General features: G+C 62.5%; 19 protein-coding genes and 2 pseudogenes. 7 read left to right on the top strand and 14 right to left on the bottom strand.

The window, feature by feature from the left end; all coding sequences use genetic code 11:
• Nucleotides 1-19: 19 nt before the first annotated feature.
• Entirely contained in the window at nt 20-178 is a 159-nt protein-coding gene (locus B0E41_RS27530; RefSeq protein WP_253194727.1) for a helix-turn-helix domain-containing protein, read from the bottom strand.
• Nucleotides 173-468 (bottom strand): annotated as a pseudogene (locus B0E41_RS27535) (transposase); the annotation flags it as partial. The pseudogene B0E41_RS27535 and the gene B0E41_RS27530, both read right to left, overlap by 6 nt.
• 306 nt (nt 469-774) lie before the next feature.
• On the opposite strand from B0E41_RS27535, the gene B0E41_RS08955 reads away from it, so the two are divergent.
• The 3 genes from B0E41_RS08955 to B0E41_RS08965 are packed head-to-tail and all read left to right on the top strand — an operon-like array spanning nt 775 to nt 3,728.
• Complete coding sequence (locus B0E41_RS08955) at nt 775-1,350, top strand: 2'-5' RNA ligase family protein (RefSeq protein WP_171984715.1); 576 nt, start codon at nt 775-777, stop codon at nt 1,348-1,350.
• Between the two features lie 35 nt (nt 1,351-1,385).
• Nucleotides 1,386-2,759: a tRNA adenosine(34) deaminase TadA gene (gene tadA / locus B0E41_RS08960; RefSeq protein WP_077330734.1), complete on the top strand. Its 1,374-nt coding sequence runs from the start codon at nt 1,386-1,388 to the stop codon at nt 2,757-2,759.
• A gap of 27 nt (nt 2,760-2,786) precedes the next feature.
• The gene (locus B0E41_RS08965) at nt 2,787-3,728 is read left to right on the top strand and encodes an LD-carboxypeptidase (RefSeq protein ID WP_077330735.1); all 942 of its coding nucleotides are present in this window, start codon (nt 2,787-2,789) and stop codon (nt 3,726-3,728) included.
• 4 nt (nt 3,729-3,732) lie between these two features.
• Here the strand turns inward: B0E41_RS08965 and B0E41_RS08970 are convergent, their stop codons facing one another.
• On the bottom strand, nt 3,733-4,065 hold the full coding sequence (locus B0E41_RS08970; protein WP_077330736.1) for a hypothetical protein: 333 nt from the start codon (nt 4,063-4,065) through the stop codon (nt 3,733-3,735).
• Nucleotides 4,066-4,452: 387 nt separating this feature from the next.
• Between B0E41_RS08970 and B0E41_RS08975 the strand changes: the two genes are divergently transcribed.
• A complete protein-coding gene (locus B0E41_RS08975; protein ID WP_077330737.1) occupies nt 4,453-5,397 on the top strand; it encodes an adenylate/guanylate cyclase domain-containing protein in 945 nt (314 codons plus the stop codon).
• Nucleotides 5,398-5,478: 81 nt separating this feature from the next.
• Entirely contained in the window at nt 5,479-7,959 is a 2,481-nt protein-coding gene (locus B0E41_RS08980) for a penicillin acylase family protein (RefSeq protein ID WP_143433744.1), read from the top strand.
• Between the two features lie 6 nt (nt 7,960-7,965).
• Here the strand turns inward: B0E41_RS08980 and B0E41_RS08985 are convergent, their stop codons facing one another.
• The 6 genes from B0E41_RS08985 to B0E41_RS09010 all read right to left on the bottom strand — a co-directional run bounded on the left by B0E41_RS08985 (nt 7,966) and on the right by B0E41_RS09010 (nt 13,119).
• Nucleotides 7,966-8,757 (bottom strand): EF-hand domain-containing protein, encoded by a 792-nt coding sequence (locus B0E41_RS08985; protein ID WP_077330739.1) that lies wholly within the window; start codon nt 8,755-8,757, stop codon nt 7,966-7,968.
• 129 nt (nt 8,758-8,886) lie between these two features.
• Nucleotides 8,887-9,654 (bottom strand): ATP-binding cassette domain-containing protein, encoded by a 768-nt coding sequence (locus B0E41_RS08990; RefSeq protein WP_077330740.1) that lies wholly within the window; start codon nt 9,652-9,654, stop codon nt 8,887-8,889.
• A 15-nt stretch (nt 9,655-9,669) separates the two neighbouring features.
• The gene (locus B0E41_RS08995; protein ID WP_077330741.1) at nt 9,670-10,791 is read right to left on the bottom strand and encodes a succinylglutamate desuccinylase/aspartoacylase family protein; all 1,122 of its coding nucleotides are present in this window, start codon (nt 10,789-10,791) and stop codon (nt 9,670-9,672) included.
• Nucleotides 10,792-10,806: 15 nt separating this feature from the next.
• Nucleotides 10,807-11,523, bottom strand: a complete 717-nt coding sequence (locus tag B0E41_RS09000; protein ID WP_171984716.1) for an ABC transporter permease subunit — start codon at nt 11,521-11,523, stop codon at nt 10,807-10,809.
• Nucleotides 11,523-12,224: an ABC transporter permease subunit gene (locus B0E41_RS09005; RefSeq protein WP_077330743.1), complete on the bottom strand. Its 702-nt coding sequence runs from the start codon at nt 12,222-12,224 to the stop codon at nt 11,523-11,525. Before B0E41_RS09005 ends, B0E41_RS09000 begins: the two co-directional genes overlap by 1 nt.
• 28 nt (nt 12,225-12,252) lie before the next feature.
• Nucleotides 12,253-13,119 (bottom strand): transporter substrate-binding domain-containing protein, encoded by an 867-nt coding sequence (locus B0E41_RS09010; RefSeq protein ID WP_077330744.1) that lies wholly within the window; start codon nt 13,117-13,119, stop codon nt 12,253-12,255.
• A gap of 272 nt (nt 13,120-13,391) precedes the next feature.
• On the opposite strand from B0E41_RS09010, the pseudogene B0E41_RS27830 reads away from it, so the two are divergent.
• A pseudogene (locus tag B0E41_RS27830) lies at nt 13,392-13,688 on the top strand (VC1465 family Xer recombination activation factor); the annotation flags it as partial.
• 263 nt (nt 13,689-13,951) lie between these two features.
• On the top strand, nt 13,952-14,404 hold the full coding sequence (locus tag B0E41_RS27540) for a hypothetical protein (protein WP_253194721.1): 453 nt from the start codon (nt 13,952-13,954) through the stop codon (nt 14,402-14,404).
• 1,191 nt (nt 14,405-15,595) lie between these two features.
• Here B0E41_RS27540 and B0E41_RS09025 read toward each other — a convergent pair.
• The 5 genes from B0E41_RS09025 to B0E41_RS09045 form a co-directional block, all read right to left on the bottom strand.
• Entirely contained in the window at nt 15,596-17,107 is a 1,512-nt protein-coding gene (locus B0E41_RS09025; RefSeq protein ID WP_077330747.1) for a tripartite tricarboxylate transporter permease, read from the bottom strand.
• Between the two features lie 15 nt (nt 17,108-17,122).
• The gene (locus B0E41_RS09030) at nt 17,123-17,611 is read right to left on the bottom strand and encodes a tripartite tricarboxylate transporter TctB family protein (RefSeq protein ID WP_077330748.1); all 489 of its coding nucleotides are present in this window, start codon (nt 17,609-17,611) and stop codon (nt 17,123-17,125) included.
• A 128-nt stretch (nt 17,612-17,739) separates the two neighbouring features.
• Nucleotides 17,740-18,414 (bottom strand): ankyrin repeat domain-containing protein, encoded by a 675-nt coding sequence (locus B0E41_RS09035; protein ID WP_171984717.1) that lies wholly within the window; start codon nt 18,412-18,414, stop codon nt 17,740-17,742.
• A gap of 7 nt (nt 18,415-18,421) precedes the next feature.
• Nucleotides 18,422-19,228, bottom strand: a complete 807-nt coding sequence (locus B0E41_RS09040; RefSeq protein ID WP_077330749.1) for a TatD family hydrolase — start codon at nt 19,226-19,228, stop codon at nt 18,422-18,424.
• Between the two features lie 58 nt (nt 19,229-19,286).
• A complete protein-coding gene (locus tag B0E41_RS09045; RefSeq protein ID WP_077330750.1) occupies nt 19,287-19,658 on the bottom strand; it encodes a PilZ domain-containing protein in 372 nt (123 codons plus the stop codon).
• Between the last annotated feature and the right edge of the window lie 43 nt (nt 19,659-19,701).

Genomic DNA, 19,701 nt, shown 5'->3' on the forward strand with positions numbered 1-19,701 from the left:
CGCTCAAGTGAGCGCAGGGTCAGTGCTTGACCGGTTCCTGCGTGCCCTGGTTGCGCCAGTCGCGCGGTGCGCAACCAAATTGCTCCTTGAAGCAGCGGCTGAAATGGGTCGCGTCGTTGAAGCCCCAGGAGAAGGCGATGTCGCTGACGCTGCGAGCACCAAACCGCGGATCGATCAGGTCCCGCCGCTTAACAGCCTTCAGAGCCTTTTTTTTCGAACGACCTCCTGCAGGATCTGCTTGTCCAGCGTCAGGTCGGCCACGATGCGCTTCAGACGAGCGTTCTCGTCTTCGAGCATCTTCAAGCGCTTGAGCTCGGTCACGCCCAGATCCCCGAACTTCTTCTTCGACGTGTAGTACGTCGCTTCGGACACGCCGATCTGGCGGCACACATCGACCACCGGGGTTCCTGACTCAGCCAACCGCAGCGCGTAGGCGATCTGTTCCTCTGAAAATCTCGACCTCTTCATTGCTTCTCCTTGCGCCCCTTCGGGCTTGCCGGAAAGCAACCGTACCTCTAGTTTTGAAAAGTCCGGAATTCGGGGGAGACGTCACTGGATGCGCTATCGAATGCGACGGTAATTCTGTCGGTATCGTGCCATTCCTCGGAGGGCACACAGTGCGCTTTCACTCTGAGCCGCGACCGACCATTGACAATAGAGTGGGAGTGAGTGGACACAGCCCATGAGACGCCTCAGCACCAGACATAACACTGTTCAAATATACAGTTTTGACGCAAAATGGCACCCCGCCAACGCAGCCCAAGGAGGTGTTGCATGGGTACCCGACACGATCTCTATTTCATGTTGCACCTGCCGGATGCGATTGCCAAGGCCATCGTGTGTCATCAACGGCAGCTGAACGCCTCGTACCGAGGGCCGTCCAAACCCATGGACCCGGACCGGCTGCACACTACGCTGGTACCGCTGGGTTCTTATGAGCAACGCATCCCTCTCGAAGTCCTGCGGGTGGCTCGAAAGAGCGGCGCCTTGTTGGATGAAGCTCCTTTCAGGGTCTGCTTTGACACGCTGCAGTCCCGTGGGCAGCAACGCGAGCTTGGGACGGTGGAGTTGGCGGGGCATGGTCAGGGTGTGCAGCCGCTGTACCGTCTGCGTCGGCAACTGGTGGATGCCCTCAGACAGGCTGGCTGGCCGCCAGAGTGTATAAGGCAAAGCTTTTATCCGCACATCACGTTGGACTACCGGCATGAACCGGTTGGCGTGCGTCGCATCAAGCCTTTGACCTGGGAGGTGACCGAAGTCCAACTGGTCGACAGCCACTACGGCGAAGGACGCCATGAAGTGCTGGCGCGCTGGCCGTTACAGGACCGTCAGCCGTCGCTGTTCGACTGAGGGATGCCGCAGGGTGAGTGCGGGACAATGCCGCCATGAACGATGCCGACTACATGGGACTCGCACTGCAAGAAGCACATGCCGCTGCCTTGGCAGGCGAAGTGCCGGTCGGGGCCGTGGTCGTGCATCAAGGTCAGGTGATTGGTGTCGGCCGCAATGCGCCGATCAGCGCGCACGATCCAACTGCCCACGCGGAGATCGTGGCCTTGCGTGCGGCAGCCCTGGCACTGGGCAACTACCGCCTGGATGACTGTGAGCTGTTTGTGACGCTGGAGCCTTGCGTGATGTGCAGCGGTGCCATGTTGCATTCGCGATTGCGCCGGGTCGTGTTTGGTGCGCCCGATCCCAAGACCGGCGCCGCCGGCTCGGTGCTCCATCTGTTTGACGAAGCACGGCTGAATCACCAGACCACCGTGCAAGGTGGCGTGCGGGCCGAGGAGTGCGGTGCACTGCTCAGTGGCTTTTTCCGGGAACGGCGCGAGGCGCAGAGGCGCGACAGCCACCCGCTGCGCGACGATGCCTTGCGCACACCCGATGAACGCTTCAACGGTCTGCCGGACTTTCCCTGGGCTTCCCACTACCTCAGCGACCTGCCGTCGCTTGCGGGGCTGCGTTTGCACCACCTCGATGAGGGGCCCGCCGATGCGCCCCGCACTTGGCTCTGCCTGCACGGCAACCCGGCCTGGAGCTATCTTTACCGCAAGATGATTCCGGTGTTCACGGCCGCGGGTGACCGGGTGGTCGCGCCGGATCTGATCGGTTTCGGCAAAAGCGACAAACCCAAAAAGGATGTTTTCCATCGGTTTGACTGGCATCGGCAGGTGGTGCTGGAGTTCATCGAACGCCTGGATCTGAAGAATGTGGTGCTCGTGGTTCAAGATTGGGGTGGCTTGCTCGGCCTGACCCTGCCCATGGCCGCACCCGATCGCTACAACGGCCTGCTGGTGATGAACACCACACTGGCCACCGGCGACGCACCGTTGTCACCCGGTTTTCTGGCGTGGCGCGAGATGTGCGCCAAACAACCCGAGTTCGATGTGGCCCGACTGTTCGCGCGCGGCAATATGCAGATGAGTGATGCGGAATGTGCTGCCTACTGCGCGCCGTTCCCTGACCGCGGTCACCGCGCCGCCCTGCGCGCCTTTCCTGCCATGGTGCCCGAACACCCCGACGATGAGGGTGCGGCGACGTCGCGAGTGGCCCGGGATTTCTGGTGCAACCAGTGGCAAGGTCAGACCCTGATGGTGATTGGCCAGCAGGACCCGGTGCTGGGCGAACCAGTGATGCGCGCACTGCAGCGCGACATCCGCGGTTGTGGCGAGCCCTTGCTCCTGGTCGAGGCCGGCCATTTTGTTCAGGAACACGGTGAGCGCGTCGCGCGAGAAGCCTGCGCTTTTTTTGCGCGATGATCCAGTCCATCCTTTTCAAGTCATTCCATGAGCCACATCTACATCTATTCCCCATCCAGCGCTGTGCGCGACAAGGCCGCTTTCCGCCGTGGCGTGGCCCGGCTCAAGCACCTGGGCCACGAGGTGGAGATCGACGAAGCGGCGCTGAGCAGCCACATGCGTTTTGCCGGCGACGACGCGACCCGCTTGGCCGCCATCACCCGCGCGGCGGCCAGTGGCGCAGAGGTGGCGCTGATTTCGCGTGGCGGCTACGGTCTGACGCGCATCCTGCCCGCGTTGCCCTTCAAGAAAATCACGCAGGCCATTGAGCGCGGCACCCGGTTTGTGGGTCTGAGCGACTTCACCGCCCTGCAGTGCGCGTTGCTGGCCAAAACCGGCGCTGTCACCTGGGCGGGGCCGGCGTTGGGCGAAGACTTCGGCACTGAAGAGACGCCGGACGACATCATGGAAGCGTGTTTCGACGATCTGGTTTGCGGGCAAGGGGAGGGCAGCGGCTGGCAGTTGCCGAAATCCGACCTCCCAGCGCTGGTAGCCCGACAAAAGAAGCCGGCGGCGGATGGACCTGAGCTGCGGGTGCGAAACGCCACGCTGTGGGGTGGCAACCTGACGGTACTTTGCGGGCTTGTAGGCACGCCCTGGTTGCCTCAAGTCAAGGGTGGTGTGCTGTTCTTGGAAGACGCCAACGAGCACCCTTATCGCATCGAGCGGCAACTGACGCAGTTGCTGCTGGCGGGAGTGCTCGATCAACAGAAGGCGGTGGTGTTGGGTGCCTTCAACCGCTTCAAGCTGGTGCCACACGACAAGGGGTTCAAACTGCAGACGGTGGTGGACTGGCTGCGAACCCGCACTCGCACACCGGTGCTCACGGGCCTTCCGTTTGGGCACGTGCCCACCAAGGTGGCGCTGCCTGTGGGGCAGAAGGTTGAGCTGATGGTGCAGGGCAGGGACGCCCTGTTGTATTGGGGTTGAGGCTTCAGCGCCCCATGCGGTGTGATTCCATCAGGCTCTTGGGAATCAGGCCCTGGAAAACGGGCGTCAGGCTCCGCATGGCATCTCCCGCCTTCGCTTCTCCGTGCAAGCGGCTGAGCACTGCCATCATTTCGGAGCGGGCGAACCACAGCGCATGTGCGTCGTGCACGTACAGCAACCGGTGCTTGAGGCGCGGATTCACTTCAGCCCCATCGATACCCAGCGTGGCAAGCATGGCTTGCCGAACTGGTTCCAGTGATTCAGGCGAATGTTTGCGTACGTCGGAACCCAGCAGGGCGGAAATGCTGTGGCGTAACGTGGGCTTGATCCAGCGCATATGAAGACCCTCAACGACGTTATGTCTATGGGCTCAGAATACGCCCTGAAGCGGGCTGCGCGCAAGGCGCTGAACCTCAGTAAAGTCAAGAAAACAACAGGCAAATCAAGCGTTTAACCAGACTGTTTAAGATACTGCCTTCAGAGACTGAGTACCTTGGAGATACATCCTGACATTGAAGTTCTGTGTCGGGTACCTGCGGTAAGTCCTTTGAACGAGATTGTTCGGTCAGATTGGAATGGGTCGGAAATACACCCTCAATTCCGGTCGTTGTTCGCCGAGAATGTGTGATAAACCGCACGCTGTCTGAGCGATACGGGGTAGCCGTTGCGTCTTGGATAAGCCGCTTCAGTTGTACGTTGCCCACACAGAAGATTTGATTGACCCATGGCTGAACTGACGATTGCTTTTGTGGACCTGACTGGAAGCGTGTCGGTGTTTGAAACACTGGGCAACGACCGTGCGGCCAAGGCCGTCACCAAACTCACCCAGTGGATCGGGTCCGTCGGCCTGGAGCACAACGGCAAGGTGGTCAAAATGTTGGGCGACGGTGTCTTGCTGTCGTTCACCAACAACCGCCTGGCGGTGGAGTGCATGAGCCTGATCCAGCAGGAGCACGCGCAACGCGTGGCACAGTGGCCGAACCGCCTCAAGCTCATGATGCAGATCGGCATGGCCCGTGGACAGGTCGTTCAGGTGGACGGCGACTGTTTCGGTGACGCGGTGAACGTGGCGTCCCGCCTGAGCGATCTGGCCGGGCCTGAGCAAATTCTGGTCAACGAAACCGTGATTCGCAAGCTCGGCAAAGCACCCAACGTGCGCAGCCGCAGCCTGGGACCGATCCGGATCAAAGGGCGGGTTGAACCGGCCGAGGTGTTTCGCATTGAGTGGCAGACCGAGATGCTTTCCGAGTTTCTGACACTGCCGGCCGACCTGCACGCGCTGCGCAAGACGACCGAGTCTGTGTTCGGTGGCATCGAGTTGGGCTGGCTGGATGCCAACCAGTCGTTCAATCTCACCGACCTTCCTTTGAAAATCGGGCGCGTGCCCGAAGCGAATTTCGTGGTCAACGACCCGCGCGTGTCGCGCCTGCACGCGAGCATCGACATCAGGTCCGGCAACTACCTGCTCGAAGACACCAGCAGCTATGGGACCTGGGTTCGCTTTGCCGGCGTCGAGAACGTGATTTCTCTTCGAAGGCAGGAATGCCTGCTGCACAGCGACGGCGAGTTCGCCATGGGTGCACCTTTCACCGACATCAGCGCACCCACCGTCAGCTTCAGGTTGGTCGATGGCCAGATGGTGCTGGGGCACGTCCCACTGCGCCCCTGAGCGCTGTTGTTCGGCCGACCGTGCCAAAACGCTGTGGCATGGCACCATGCGGGCACTACAAGGAGACCGACCGTGCGTTGGATGAAACGTTCTGCCCGATGGTTCGCTGGAATGCTGGCGCTCGCCACGATGGCCTGTGCGCTGTATGCGTGGCGCAGCCTGCCCCAGGTCGATGGTGAGTTGAAGCTGCCGGGTCTGCGGGCTGTGGTAAAGGTGCAGCGAGACGCCAGCGACGTCACCCACGTTCTCGCGAAGGACCCTCGCGATGCCTGGATGGCGATGGGCTATGTGCATGCGCAGGAACGCGGCTGGCAGCTCGAATTCAATCGACGCGTGATGCGCGGAACGCTGTCTGAAGTGTTCGGCCCATCGACCTTGGAGACCGACATGCTGATGCGCACGCTGGCCATCCGCGAAGCGGCGAAGGCGCAGGTTGCGGGGCTCAGTGACGAAGCCCGGCAGGCGCTGCAGGCCTACAGCGATGGCGTGAACGCTTTTTTTGCGCACCGGAAACAGGCGCTGTCACCCGAGTTCCAGATCCTGCGCGTCGACCCTCGCGAAGAGGCCATCGCCGGCCGCTATTGGGACGCCGCAGACAGCGCGGGCTGGGCGCTCATGATGGCGCTGGACCTCGGCGGCAACTGGGGCAACGAGCTGGCCCGCCTGTCCGCGCTGCAGGTGCTGGACACGCAGGCGCTCTGGCAGCTCTTTCCTGCCTACCCGGGCGAGCAACCCATCGCCACAGCCGATCTGAGCCGCTTGTACCGTGAGCTCGGGGTGTTTCGCGCGGCGCCGCTCAAGACCTCGGCGCCGAACGGTACCGGCGCATCGGCCTGGCGCGTTCAACTGGCTTCGGGCATTCAGGAGTGGAGCCGCTCGCTCGGTGATATTGAAGGCAAGGGCTCCAACAACTGGGCCGTGTCTGGCGAGCGCAGTGCCAGCGGCAAACCCTTGCTCGCCAACGATCCGCACCTGGGCCTGAGTGCGCCCGCGATCTGGTATTTCGCCCGGCTCCAGGCGCCCGACGTGGACGGCATCAAAGGCATGGACGTGATGGGCGCAACCTTGCCCGGCACGCCCTTCGTGGTGCTCGGCCGCACCAGCGAAGTGGCCTGGGGTTTCACCAACACCGGGCCGGATGTGCAAGACCTGTATCTGGAGCAACTGAACCCCGCCGTGCCGCAGCGCTACCGCACACCCGCCCCACAAGGCCAGGAAGCCTGGGCCGAGTTCACCCAGCGCATCGAAACCTTCAAGGTCAAGGGCCAGGCCGACGTGACCCATGTCGTGCGGAGCACCCGCCACGGCCCGGTGCTCAGCGACATTCCCGGGCGCACGCGTAACCTGATCGACACCGATCGCTTTGCGGTGGCCCTGCGCTGGACGGCGCTGGATCCTGACAACCGCAATGTGATGGCGACGTTGGCGTCGAACCGGGTCAAGTCGGTCGACGAGCTGATCGAGGCCTACCGCGACTTCCATTCGCCGATGCAAAACGCCGTGATGGCCGACCGCAGCGGCCGCATCGCCTACAAGGCCGTGGGGAAGGTGCCGGTGCGCGCGGCGGACAATCACATCCGGGGCGTCGCGCCCGCACCTGGCTGGGACGCGCGCTACGACTGGACGGGCTGGTTGCCCTACGAGGCCACGCCGCAAGACAACGGCAGCAAGGGCTGGATCGCCACCGCCAACCAGCGCATCCACACGCCCGACTACCCCCACTTCCTGACGCAGGACTGGGCCGCGCCCTACCGGCAGGAGCGCATTGAAACGTTGCTCGCTCAGACGTCGAAACACAGCATCGAAAGTTTCCAGGCCCTGCACGGCGACCAGTTGTCGGCGGCCACGGTGAAACTGCTGCCCTACCTGGTGAAAGCGCCTTCTGCCCACGCTCTGGCCACTGGGGCCAAGGCCGAGCTGGAGGGATTCAAGGGCGAGATGCTTGCCGAGCGCGCCGCGCCGCTGATCTACAGCGTGTGGGTGGACGAGTTCACCCGGGCGGTGATCGGCGGTCGGCTGGGCAAGGAAAAGTTTGAGAGCCTGTACGGCAAGCGCCTGTTTCGCAACGCGGTCGAAGACCTGCTGCAACGCGACGACAAGGACTGGTGTGGTGCGCAGGGCTGCAACGTGGCCAGTGGTTCGGCGCTGGACAGGGCGCTGGACCGCATTCAGGCGCTGCAGGGTGGCGATGTCAAGAGCTGGCGTTGGGGCGAGGCGCATCCCGCCATTTCCATCCACCGGCCGTTCAGCAACGTGGCCGCGCTGGCCCCTTTGTTTGAGGTACGGGGCGCCACAGGCGGGGACCCGTTCACCGTCAACGTAGGCCAGTACCACCTGGACAAGGCGGACGCGCCGCTGGCCAACCGGCATGCCGCCAGCCTGCGGACCATCTACGACCTCGCCGACCTGGAGAACTCGCGGTTCATCTACCAGACCGGTCAAAGCGGCAACGTGTTTTCAAGCCGCTACCGCGACATGAGCGAGGACTGGGTCGCGGTCAAGTACCGGCCCTTGCAGATGCAACCCCAGCGGTGGTCCAGCAGCCTGAGCCTGCTGCCCTGAGCGGGCTCAGGCGGTGGCGTTGAGGGTGCCGGGCTTCGTGGTGCCCAAGCCGGCCAGAGCCGTTTCGTTGTAGCGGCGCGTGGCGGCTTCTGCCTGGGCGCTGATCTGAGCCACGAAGGAGCTCAGTTCGGCGCCTGAAATTTCACCATCTCTGTTGGCGTCGACAGAGCTCATCATGGCCTGCAACTGTTCGTCGGACACCGCTGCTTGTGCGACCTCCGTGCTCTCGGCTTCGGTGGCCGCGGCTGCGGTATCGGCGGCTGTGGCTGCCGCTGCTGCTTCGGGTGTGGCAGCGGCCACCGGTGTGGCGCCCTCGGCCCCAGGGATTGGTTCGTGAATGGTGCTGACCACCGTGGTGGTTGTGGTCGTGCTCACCATGGTGCCTTCGGGGAGCGAGGCCTCGGGGGTGATGCCGAACTCGGCCATGGAAATGTTGCCGTCGGCGTCGGCGTCCAGCTCGGCAAAACGCGCTTCATCGCCTCGGGACTGGACGAAGGCCTGTGTGTCCGACGGCGGCGTGAACAGCTGTTGCAGCAGCTGACCCACCTCGCTGCCATTGAGTGAGCCGTCGCTGTCGGCATCAAGGGAGGCGTAAAGCTCCTCGGCGCCTTCACCCGCGTCGACGCCCAGTTTGCCCGCTACCTTTTCCAGGGCGGCCTTGAATTCGTTCTGGTCAACGCCGCCACTGCTGTCGGTGTCCATCTTCTTCAACATCTTGTCCTGCAGGTGCGTGGACAAGGCGGAGCTGATGGACGACAGGGTCTGGGCCCAGGCGCTGGTGGATTCGACGGTGCTCATGGGGGTTCCTTTCAGGGGACTTGCCGTACAGGTGACGACACAATGGTCCGATAAAAGAAGCCCCGTCAAGCCGGTCAACAAAGGGGCTGAAACCCCGCTGTTCAGGCGATTGCCTGCGCCGCCTTCAGGCTATTTCAGCTTGCCCGAAAGGAACTGCGCCAGCCGCTCGGACTGGGGATTGACCAGCACCTCGCGCGGGTTGCCCTGTTCCTCGATGCGGCCCTGGTGCAGGAACAACAGGTGGTTGCTGACCTCGCGGGCGAAGCCCATTTCGTGCGTCACCACCACCATGGTGCGACCCTCTTCGGCCAGCGTGCGCATCACGCGCAGCACCTCGGTGACCAGTTCCGGGTCGAGTGCGCTGGTGGGTTCGTCGAACAGCATCACCTCGGGTTCCATGGCCAGCGCGCGCGCGATCGCCACGCGTTGCTGTTGGCCGCCCGACATGTGGGCCGGGTACTTGCCTTCGACGTCGCGCAGACCGACCTTCTCCAGGTACTTGCGCGCCGTGACCACCGCCTCTTCTTTGCCTTTGCCCAGCACGTGCATGGGCGCCTCGATGATGTTCTCCAACACCGTCAGGTGCGACCAGAGGTTGAAATGCTGGAACACCATGGCCAGCTTCGCGCGGGATCGTTGCAGTTGTTTGTCGTCGGCGGCCTTGAGCATGCCGTCCTTCGCCGTGACCAGCTTGAGCTCTTCTCCGGCCACGATGATGCGGCCTTGCTGCGGGCGCTCCAGCAGGTTCATGCAGCGCAGGAAGGTGGACTTGCCTGAGCCGGAGGAGCCGATGATGCTGATCACATCGCCCGCGCTGGCTGTCAGCGACATGCCCTTGAGCACCTCGTGCGAGCCGTAGCTCTTGCGGATGTCGATGGCTTCAAGTTTGGTGGTCATAGCGGGCTCGAAAAATCAGGGGCTCAGCAAGTTGCCAGAGCGGATGGGGGTGCGACCGGCGATGCGACACAGTTCCATGCCGGTGGTGGCCCACCGTAAGTTGTGGCGGGCATACACCACGCCTTCGATGGCAGCGTGGATCGTCGTTTCCTGGGTGGACAAGGGGTCCACAACGCGGGCAAGCAACTGGCCCGCCTGCACCACGTCGCCCACATCGGTGGCAAACACGATCACGCCCGCGTGCGGCGCGTGCAAGGATTCTGTGCCGGCCAGTGGCGTGGGCTCGCACAGGGGTTCGGGCAGGGCCGGGGCCGGACCGGCCAGCACGCCGATGTGACGCAGGTAAGCCACGATGGCCTCGCTGTCTTGCGCGGCGAGTGCATCCGACACGTCGGTCTGCCCACGCAGCTCGACGGTGGTACTGGCGCAGGCCAGCGGCACCGGCGCCTGGTCGGCGAAATGTTCGCGCAGCCGCCACCAGGGGCCGGAGAGGGCTTCGTCAAAGGAGATCAAGGGTCCGGAACCGCGTGCCCAGAGCAGGGCGCGGGCACCCAGCAGGCGCGCCAGCGGTTCCATCTGGTCCACCATGGGCTGCTCCACGTACAGGTGGAGCACCGCTTCAAAGTCGCAATGCAGGTCCAGCACCACGTCGGCATCGCAAGCCAGCGTCATCAACACATGACGCAGGCTCTGCAGCTCGGTGGTCGGCGTCTGCGCCTTCATCGCCCGGTGCATCGCGGCGCGGATCAGCCGCTTGTTCGCGTTGGCATCCGGCCCCAGTTCGGTGGTGATCTCATCTTTCACCAGCGCGAAAAAATCGGGGTAGTTCCGGTTGAAGTTGTCCATGCTGCCCAGATCGAACCGACCCATCTGGTGGTGCATCAGGGTCTGGCTCAAGCCGATGGGATTGCACACCGGCACCAGCACCACTTCGCCCGCCAACTCACCCCTCTGTTCGGCCGCTTCCAGCAGCCCGCGGAGGTGGTGGGCGGTCAACATGCCTGGCAGTTCGTCGGCGTGCAGGCTGGCCTGCACATAGGCTTTAGGGCCAGCGCCGGGCGTACCAAAGTGCAGGCTGGTGACCTGGCGCTGGGTGCCCAGTGAGGGAGAGAGAAGAGGGTGGTGAACCTGTTGCATCAGGCAAAGAAAAGGTCAGTGCGTGCGGGGACGCAGGTAGGCAAGGAAACGGCGCTCCAACAGGCGGAACACGTACACCAGCGCGAAGGTGAGGATGAAGTACAGCACCGCCACGACGATGAACGGCTGGAACGCGAGGTAGTAGGTCTTGTAGATCGCATAGGCCGCGTTGGTCAGGTCGTACAACGCCGGCACCACGCTGGCAAGCGAGGTGGCGTGCAGCATCATCACCACCTCGTTGGAGTAACCGGGCAGGGTGCGGCGCAGGGCGCTGGGCAACACCAGCCGGAACATCATGTTCCACTTGCCGTAGCCCGACGCCTGGGCGGCTTCGATCTCGCCGGCAGGTGTTTCCTTGATGGCGCCGGCCAGCATTTCCACGGTGTAGGCGCAGGTGTTGAGCGTGAAAGCCAGCACGGCACAGAAGAAAGGGTCTTTGAACCAGGTGAACGGCCAGTGGGTGTCCCACAATCCTTGCACCCATTCAAGCTGGGCGATGCCGTAGTAGATGAAATACACCTGAATCAGCAGCGGCGTGCCGCGCACGACATAGGTGAACAGCCAGACCGGCCCATGGACCCAGCGGTTGCGAGAGACACGCATCAGCGTGAGCGGCAGCGTCAGCAGGGCACCAGCGATCAGGCTGACGGCCAACAGCTCCATGGTGGCAACGAAACCGGTCCAGTACAGGGCCAGGTTTTGCGGCTGAAAAATGATGGCGAACTTGTCCATCAGAAGTCGCCCCGCTTTACGCCCACCGAGTAGCGCGCCTCGGCCTTGCGCAGCAGCAGCAGGCTGATGGATGAAATCAAAAGATACAGGACGCCCGCAAAGGCCATGAACAGGATGGCCGCGCCGGGGATTTCACCTCGTGCCGCAGCGCCAGCCTGCTTGGCCAGGTTGGTGATGTCGGCCAGGCCAATCACCGAAACAAGAGCGGTGGCCTTCAGCAGCACCAGCCAGTTGTTGGTGAAGCTGGGGAGTGCAAAGCGCACCATTTGCGGGAGCACCATGCGCCGAAATGTGTAAAGGCGGCTCATGCCAAAGGCCCATCCGGCCTCCGACTGGCCCTTGGGCACACTCATGATGGCGCCGCGAAAGGTTTCAGTCATGTACGCGCCGTACACGAAACCGATGGTCAGCACGCCAGCCACGAAGGGGTTGATCTGCGGCCCGCTGCGGTACCCCAGCAGCTCCGCAATGTCGTTGACCAGAATCTGCCCGCCGAAATACAGCAGCAGCATCCACACCAGATCCGGGACGCCCCGGATCACGGTGGAGTAAATGTCGCCAACCCAGTTGAGCCAGCGGTAGGGAGAGAGTTTGGCCGCCGCCCCGGCCAGGCCGAGGACGGCGGCGACCACCAGGGCACCGAGCGCGACACCGATGGTGACGAACAGGCCTTGAAGGATGTTCAGCAAGTAGGTCGTCATCGGGCGCGCGTGTCGTCAGATCAGCGGATCAGGAACCCCAGATGTCCACACCAGGAACGTGTTTCTCGGACAGTTCTTTCCACTTGCCGTTGTCGCGGATGGCCTTGATGCCGGCGTTGAGCGCATCGCGCAGAGCCGTGTCCTCCTTGCGCAGGGCCACGCCAGCGCCAGCGCCGAAGTACTTGGCATCAAACTCGACGGGGATGCGGGTGCCGGCGCAGCTGTAGTCCTTGCCATCGGGCGTAGACAGGAAACCGCCATTGACTTCGACCACGTCGGCCACCGTGCCGTCAAGGCGGCCCGACTTGATGTCGAGGTAGACCTGATCTTGCGCGTCGTAAGGCACGATGGTCGCACCCGCGGTCTTCAGTTCACCCATGGCGTACTTTTCCTGGGTGGAGGCTTTCAGCACACCGATCTTTTTGCCTTTGAAGTTGGCCGCTTCGGCGCCCAGTTTCAGTGCCGTCTTCACGACCACGCACGACGGCGTGTTGTAGTACTTGCCCGTGAAGTCCACGGCCTGCTTGCGCTCTTCGGTGATGGACATCGACGAGATGATCACGTCGTATTTTTTGGCCTGCAGACCGGGGATCATGCCGTCCCAGGCTTGTTCGACGAACACGCACTTGCTCTTGAGTTCATCGCACAGGGCCTTGGCCACATCGACGTCAAAGCCAGCGGGTTCGCCCGCGTCAGTCTTGTAGGTGAAGGGCTTGTAGGTTGGGTCAATGGCGACGCGCAATTCGGGCCAAGGGCTGGCAGCCGGAGCCGCTGCGGGCGCTTCGGCGGTCGGTGCAGGAGCGGCCGGTGCCGCAGGCGCGGGTGCTTCGGTCTTGCCACAGCCGACAAGGGAGGCGGCGCCAATGAGACTGAGCGAGAGAAACAGGTGTTTCATAGATGTCCTAGAACAGGTTGAATGAAGGTGGCCGGATTGGACTCCTGCCGGTGCCCAACATTGTAGGTCTGGGCAGTCCAATTTCCCGAGTGCACCATGCTGGTGTTTCCCCGGATGCGGGGCGGTCGCGGGAATGCATACGCAACATTTGGGCCTTGTCGTTGGGTTTATATTTATTAACATAATATACATCGTGGAACATCAAGCCACCACCAGCAAAGCAGCCCTGTAGCGCTCAAACCCGCATGGAACAAGGCCAACGCTTCAAAGCTATGACATCAAGTCTGGGCTTCTCTGCGGCTGACGTTGCGAATTTTCTGCAGGTCTCGCCGCGCACGGTACAGCTCTGGATCTCTGGTCGCGTGCGCATCCCGTACATGGCCTTCAAGCTGCTTCGCCTGCAACTGAGGTACGAGCTTCCTGGCGAGGCATGGGCTGGCTGGCACCTGTCAGCTGGTCGCCTGTATACGCCTGAGGGCCACGAGCTGAACCCGCATGACTTCTCCTGGTGGTCGCTCCTGGTTCGCAAGGCTGCTTTGTTCTCGGAGCTGTACCAACGCCTCCAAGCGCGGGAGCGGCCGGATCGGGCGCGCTGGGTGCGTAGCGCGCACGCTCCCGAGCGGGACGCGTCACGCGCCGCAGGCGCGGAGCGTTCTGCCGGGGGGCTTGTCCCATCTAAAACAAGTCGCCAAAGACTGTCGGTCGCTCGGGTCAAAACCAAGGCAGATCAACGGGTTGCGGTGATATCACCAGTAGTCCAAGATCGGCCCACACCACCCCGAAACCCATATCAACATGATGAGGAAGTGATATCACCATGCGGGCCTATCCCTTGCGCCTCAAAGACGAACTCGCCGACGCCGGCAAAGCTCACGCCGAGTCCCTCGGCATCAGTTTCAATGCCCTGGTTGCCGTCGCCCTGGACGCCTACTTACACGGTGACACCGGCCCTGGCAAAGTCAAGCGCAAACCAGTTCAAGCCACCCGCCCAGCCAAGGCCAAACCCGCCAGCAAGGCCCCAGGCTTCATCAAGCCTGCAGGCCTTGAGCGCTTCGATCAGTGGCATCCAGACCCGCGCAACTGGCGCAACTTCTGTGAGCCCGACACCTGGCCATACCGTGACCCTGACTGGCAACCACCCGCAGGCGTCAAAGTCCCGTTTGAAGACCCCTTCACCGCTCCAGATGATGTGCCAGAGTCTGAGGTCAAGGCCTTTGAAGACGCCTATTGGTCAACCCACGAACGCCCGGATCGTCCATGGTTTGAAGCCGGCGACATCCATTGATCTTCCGGGCCGTGTCGTCCGCTGTGGGGGCCGGTCATGAGCCCTACCCCTCGCATCTGGCCTACTGAAAAGCGCCCTGCCGATTGTCACGACTGGCTTAGCGCTGAAGACGTTGTGGGGCATGCCTTGGCGGCCTACTACATGGCCTGCAAGTTCGTCAACGAACGCCCTCCTGGCCGCCGATTTGTGAGCTTTGAAGGCACCCCGTATTGCACTCGTGAGGCCTTCGGCGATCACCTCGTTTATCTGTTTGAGAAGCGTGTCAAAGGTTCGGGCTACGAGCTCGGCGTCAATGACGCCTGGAAAGATGAGCTCAAGTGGCTCTTGCGAGCTCGGTTGCCTCAGTCCGCCTTCGGGTGGTTCCCTGACGAACTGATAGAGCCCACCCCTGACCACGTCCCTGCAAAGGGGGGAGGAACAACCCCGAAGTAGACCATCGGCCACCAAAAGCGAAACGCCCCGGAGGGCAATCCGAGGCGTTTCTGTCACAACCCAATTGAAGCTCAAGCAATGACTAAATCGAAGTCTACAGGTAATTGCGTTGCCTGCAAACCCATTGGAGCGCGGGAAAAAGCGTTTCCCTGCCCTGGGCGCGTCGTGCGCCACCACTTCGGCCATTCGCCAGCATCCTGGCGCGCCGGGCTCCCCTCTCCCTTTGGTCGGCAGCTAGCGGGTGCCCGCGTGGCCGTTCAGGCCATGCAGGGGGCGCTTAGCCCTGGGGTTGAGGGGGCAGCAAGCCCCCCACCTGGGAGGGCCCTTAGGGCACGGCGGGGACCGCTGGTGGCCTGCCAACCTGCTCGCCGGATTGATGTAATCCGGTAACCAGTCTCAATCCAAATTAGCGCCTTCATTGGCGCATTAATTACGCACCAAACGAAAGAATTTCGATATGATTAAAACTCAGTCACGATATACATCGTGGAATGTCAAAGCACCAGCCCGAAAACAGCCCTGAAGAGCTCCTGACGCTGTCACCGGAGAGCGATATCTCCGCTTCCTGTATGAGCATCCGGTGCTCGCCACCTGCATCCGGCAGCGAGACATCGCCAGCTACATCCGGGTCCCTCCGGTACCGCTCAGTCGCATGCGCTCGCGACTGCCCGAGGCGCCCCTACCAGACCACGAAAAGCGAAAAACCCCGGCCAGGCGATGCCAGGACCGGGGTTGGACACCATGGTGGTGTTGCGGAGATCAGTCTTCCACGAAGGCTTCTTCGCGCTTTTTCTTGATCGACGGCAGCAGCACGACGACCAACAATGCTGCAGCAATCGCGAGCAACGAGGCCGAGAGCGGACGGGTCACGAACACCGACCAGTCGCCGCGCGAGATCAGCAGCGCGCGGCGCAGGTACTCTTCCATCATCGGGCCCAGGATCAGGCCCAGCAGCAGCGGCGCGGGTTCGCAGCCCAGCTTGATGAACAGGTAGCCGATGAAACCGAAGATGGCAACCATCCAGATGTCGAAGCTGTTGTTGTTGGTCGAGTAGACCCCGATTGCACAGAACAGCAGGATGGCGGGAAACAGCCAGCGGTACGGCACGGTCAGCAGCTTGATCCAGATGCCAATCAGCGGCAGGTTCAGGATCACCAGCATCAGGTTGCCAATCCACATGGAGGCGATCAGGCCCCAGAATAGCTCGGGGTTGCTGGTCATGACCTGCGGGCCCGGCTGGATGTTGTGGATGGTCATGGCACCGACCATCAGCGCCATCACGGCGTTGGGGGGAATGCCTAGGGTCAGCAGCGGGATGAACGAGGTCTGCGAACCGGCGTTGTTGGCCGATTCAGGTGCCGCCACACCGCGGATGTTGCCCTGGCCGAACGGCACTTCACCGGGCTTGAGCTTGGTTTTCTTCTCGATCGTGTAGGCCGCAAAGGCCGACAGCAGCGCCCCACCACCGGGCAGGATGCCGAGCGCCGAGCCCAGCGCCGTACCGCGCAGCACCGCAGGAATCATGTTCTTGAAGTCTTCCTTGGTCGGCATGATGCCTTCGACCTTGCCGGTGAAGACCTCGCGGTGCTCTTCGGGTTGCGACAGATTGTTGATGATTTCGCCGTAGCCGAACACACCCATCGCGATCACGATGAAGCTGATGCCGTCGGTCAACTCGGGAATGTCGAAGCTGAAACGGGCCACACCCGAGTTCACGTCGGTACCCACCAGACCCAGCAGAAGGCCCAGCAGGATCATCGCGAGCGCTTTGATCAGCGAACCGGAAGCCAGCACCACGGCGCCGATCAGGCCGACGATCATCAGCGAGAAGTACTCAGCCGGGCCGAAGTTCAGCGCCATCTCGGTCAGTGGCGGTGCGAACGCGGCCACGATCAGTGTGCCCACGCAACCGGCAAAGAACGAGCCCAGGCCGGCTGCGGCCAGCGCGGGGCCTGCCCTGCCCTTGCGAGCCATCTGGTAGCCATCGATCACGGTCACGACCGATGAAGATTCACCGGGCAGGTTCACCAGGATGGCGGTGGTCGAGCCGCCGTACTGGGCGCCGTAGTAGATGCCGGCCAGCATGATGAGCGCGGCCACGGGTGGCAGGCCGTAGGTGGCCGGCAGCAGCATGGCGATGGTCGCCACGGGGCCGATGCCCGGCAAGACGCCGATCAGCGTGCCGAGCAGGCAGCCGACGAAGGCGTACATCAGGTTCTGGAGGGTGAAAGCGACGCTGAAACCCAGCGAGAGGTTGTCAATCAATTCCATGGTCGGTCCTTGGTATCAGGTCGTCAGGAACGCAGGCCACACGGGGAACTGCAGGTTCAGCAATTTGACAAAGGCGCCATAGCTGCCGATGGCCAAGATGGTGGCGAGAATCAGCGTGGACTTGAGCTTGAACCCGGGCTGGGCCATGCTGGCAATGATCACCAGGGCGTAGATGGCCACGATCAGGCCCATGGCGGGGAACCCGAGCGAGGGCAGGCCGACGAGCAGCGCACCGAAGGCCAGGTTGGCACCGAGCACGAAGCCCAGCGGGCGCCATGCGAAAGCGCCAATCTTGTCTCCGCCGGGCCCTCCTTGGGTGAACGATTTGAACGTGATGATCACGCCCAGAACCGCCAGGATGATGCCCAGCATGAGCGGGAAATAACCGGGTCCCATGCGGGCGGCGCCGCCCACCTGGTAGCTTTGAGCTCCCCAGGCAAAGCTGCCACCAACGGCGGCGAACATGAGTCCCGAAAAAAAGTCTTTTTGACTGGCGATGGCCATGGCTTGTCTCCTCGGATAAAGAACAAGCGCGATTCTGGGGGGCTTTGGCCCTGAGGTGCATGTGGGTTACACCTACAGAGGTCCTCAAACTGGCGCCAAGTTGATGGCGCACCCACCCTTGCCGAGTTTCATCGAGCCTTGTTGGACCGTGCGCGCAGCGCGGCCGCCACCAGTTCGGCCGTCTCGTCCCGGCCCGCCCGCCGCGCGAAGTCCACCGCAGTCAGCCCCTGTTCGTTGCGCAATGAGGGATCGGCGCCCTCCTCCAGCAGCAGACGCACCACGTCGGCGTGACCGTAATGTGAGGCCAGCATCAGCGGTGTGCTCTTGTTCGGAGATTCGGCATCGATGTAGGCATGGTGGTGCAACATGAGGCGCACCATCTCCACGCTGTCGGGTTCGGTGCGCGAGGCTGCGTAATGCAGGGGCGTCCAGCCCGTTTTGTTGACCTCCGCACCGCGCTCGATCAACCGCTTCGCTGACTCCAGCTGGCCCTTGATGGCAGCGATCATCAACGGACTTTCCCCTTGGACATTGCGGGACTCCACTTTCACCGTGCGCTGGCTGAGCAAGAAATTCACCACCTTGGTCGAATCTTCTCGCAAGGCCACATGCAGCGCGTGGTCGCCTCGTTCGTTGCGGGTGTTCAGGTCGAAGCCGCGCAACGCGAGCCCGACCATGGCGGATTCGTTGTCCAGTTCAGCTGCCTTGAAGAAGTCATCGAAAGAGCCGGCCGAGGCAGTCATGGACGCAATAAAAAGAACATTTAAAACAATGCTTTTTTTAATAGTCTTGATGTGATTCATCCACATTTCAGCCTGCCACCCGGTTGAAGAGCTGGTCAAAATTGCGGCTGGTCGCTTCACCTACCTCGGCCACACTCAATCCTTTGATCTCGGCGACCTGTTGCGCGACGTGGGGCACATAGGAAGGGTTGTTGGTCTTGCCCCGATGCGGTACCGGCGCGAGATACGGGCTGTCGGTTTCAATGAGCGTGCGGTCCAGTGGCACGAACCGGGCCACGTCGCGCAGGTCGCTGGCGTTGCGAAAGGTCAGAATGCCGGAGAAAGAAATGAAGAATCCGAGGTCCAGCGCCGCTCGAGCCACCGCCTCGGTTTCCGTGAAGCAGTGAAACACGCCGCGGGATCGCGGCAGTGACTCGGGAGCGGAGGAGAACCCGCCCTCGTCCCTCAGTATGGCCAAGGTGTCGTCAGAGGCGCTGCGGGTGTGGATCACGAGCGGCAGGTCGGTCTGGCGGCCAGCGCGGATGTGAACCCGGTACCGGTCTCGTTGCCATTCCATGTCGGCCACGCTGCGCCCGTTGAGACGGTAGTAGTCCAGGCCGGTTTCTCCAATGCCCACCACGCGCGGACGCGCGGCACGGGCCAGGAGGTCTTCCAGGCTGGGCTCCAGAACGCCTTCGTTGTCGGGGTGCACGCCGACCGTGGACCACAGATTGGCATGGTCGCGTGCCAGTGCATGCACCGCCTCGAATTCTTCCAGGGTGGTGCAAATGCAGAGCGCACGCTCGACCTGCGCCCGTTCCATGGCCGAGAGAATGGCGGGCAGCTGGGCGGTGAGCTCTGGAAAGCTCAGGTGGCAGTGGGAGTCGGTGAACATGCAGGGAAACCAGGTTCAAGGCGCACGGGCCAAGCGGCCGGGCCTCGGCAACAGACGGTCAGATGGTCTGGGTCGCGCGTTCAGAACCCAGGCTTGTGCCCAGGATTTCTTCGATCTTGATTTTGAGGTGTCTGGACTTTTCGTCGGCAGGGAAACGGATGCCCACGCCCTGGGTGCGGCCGCCTTGCGACTTGGCGGGCGTCACCCAGGCCACCTTGCCGGCCACCGGATAACGCTGGGGATCGTCGGGCAGACTGAGCAGCACATACACATCGTCGCCGATGCGGTAGTCGCGCGACGAGGGAATGAAAATGCCGCCGTCGGTGAACAGGGGGATGTAGGCTGCATAGAGTGCCGCTTTCTCCTTGATGGAGAGCTGAATCACGCTGGGGCGCGACGACGCTGGAGAAGGGCTGGGGCTGGTGCTCATGGCGTTGAAGTTTAGCGGCAAACCACAGCCTGTGGCGCCAGGA

Source organism: Hydrogenophaga sp. A37 (assembly GCF_002001205.1).
In the GTDB taxonomy this organism is placed as follows: Bacteria; Pseudomonadota; Gammaproteobacteria; order Burkholderiales; family Burkholderiaceae_C; genus Hydrogenophaga.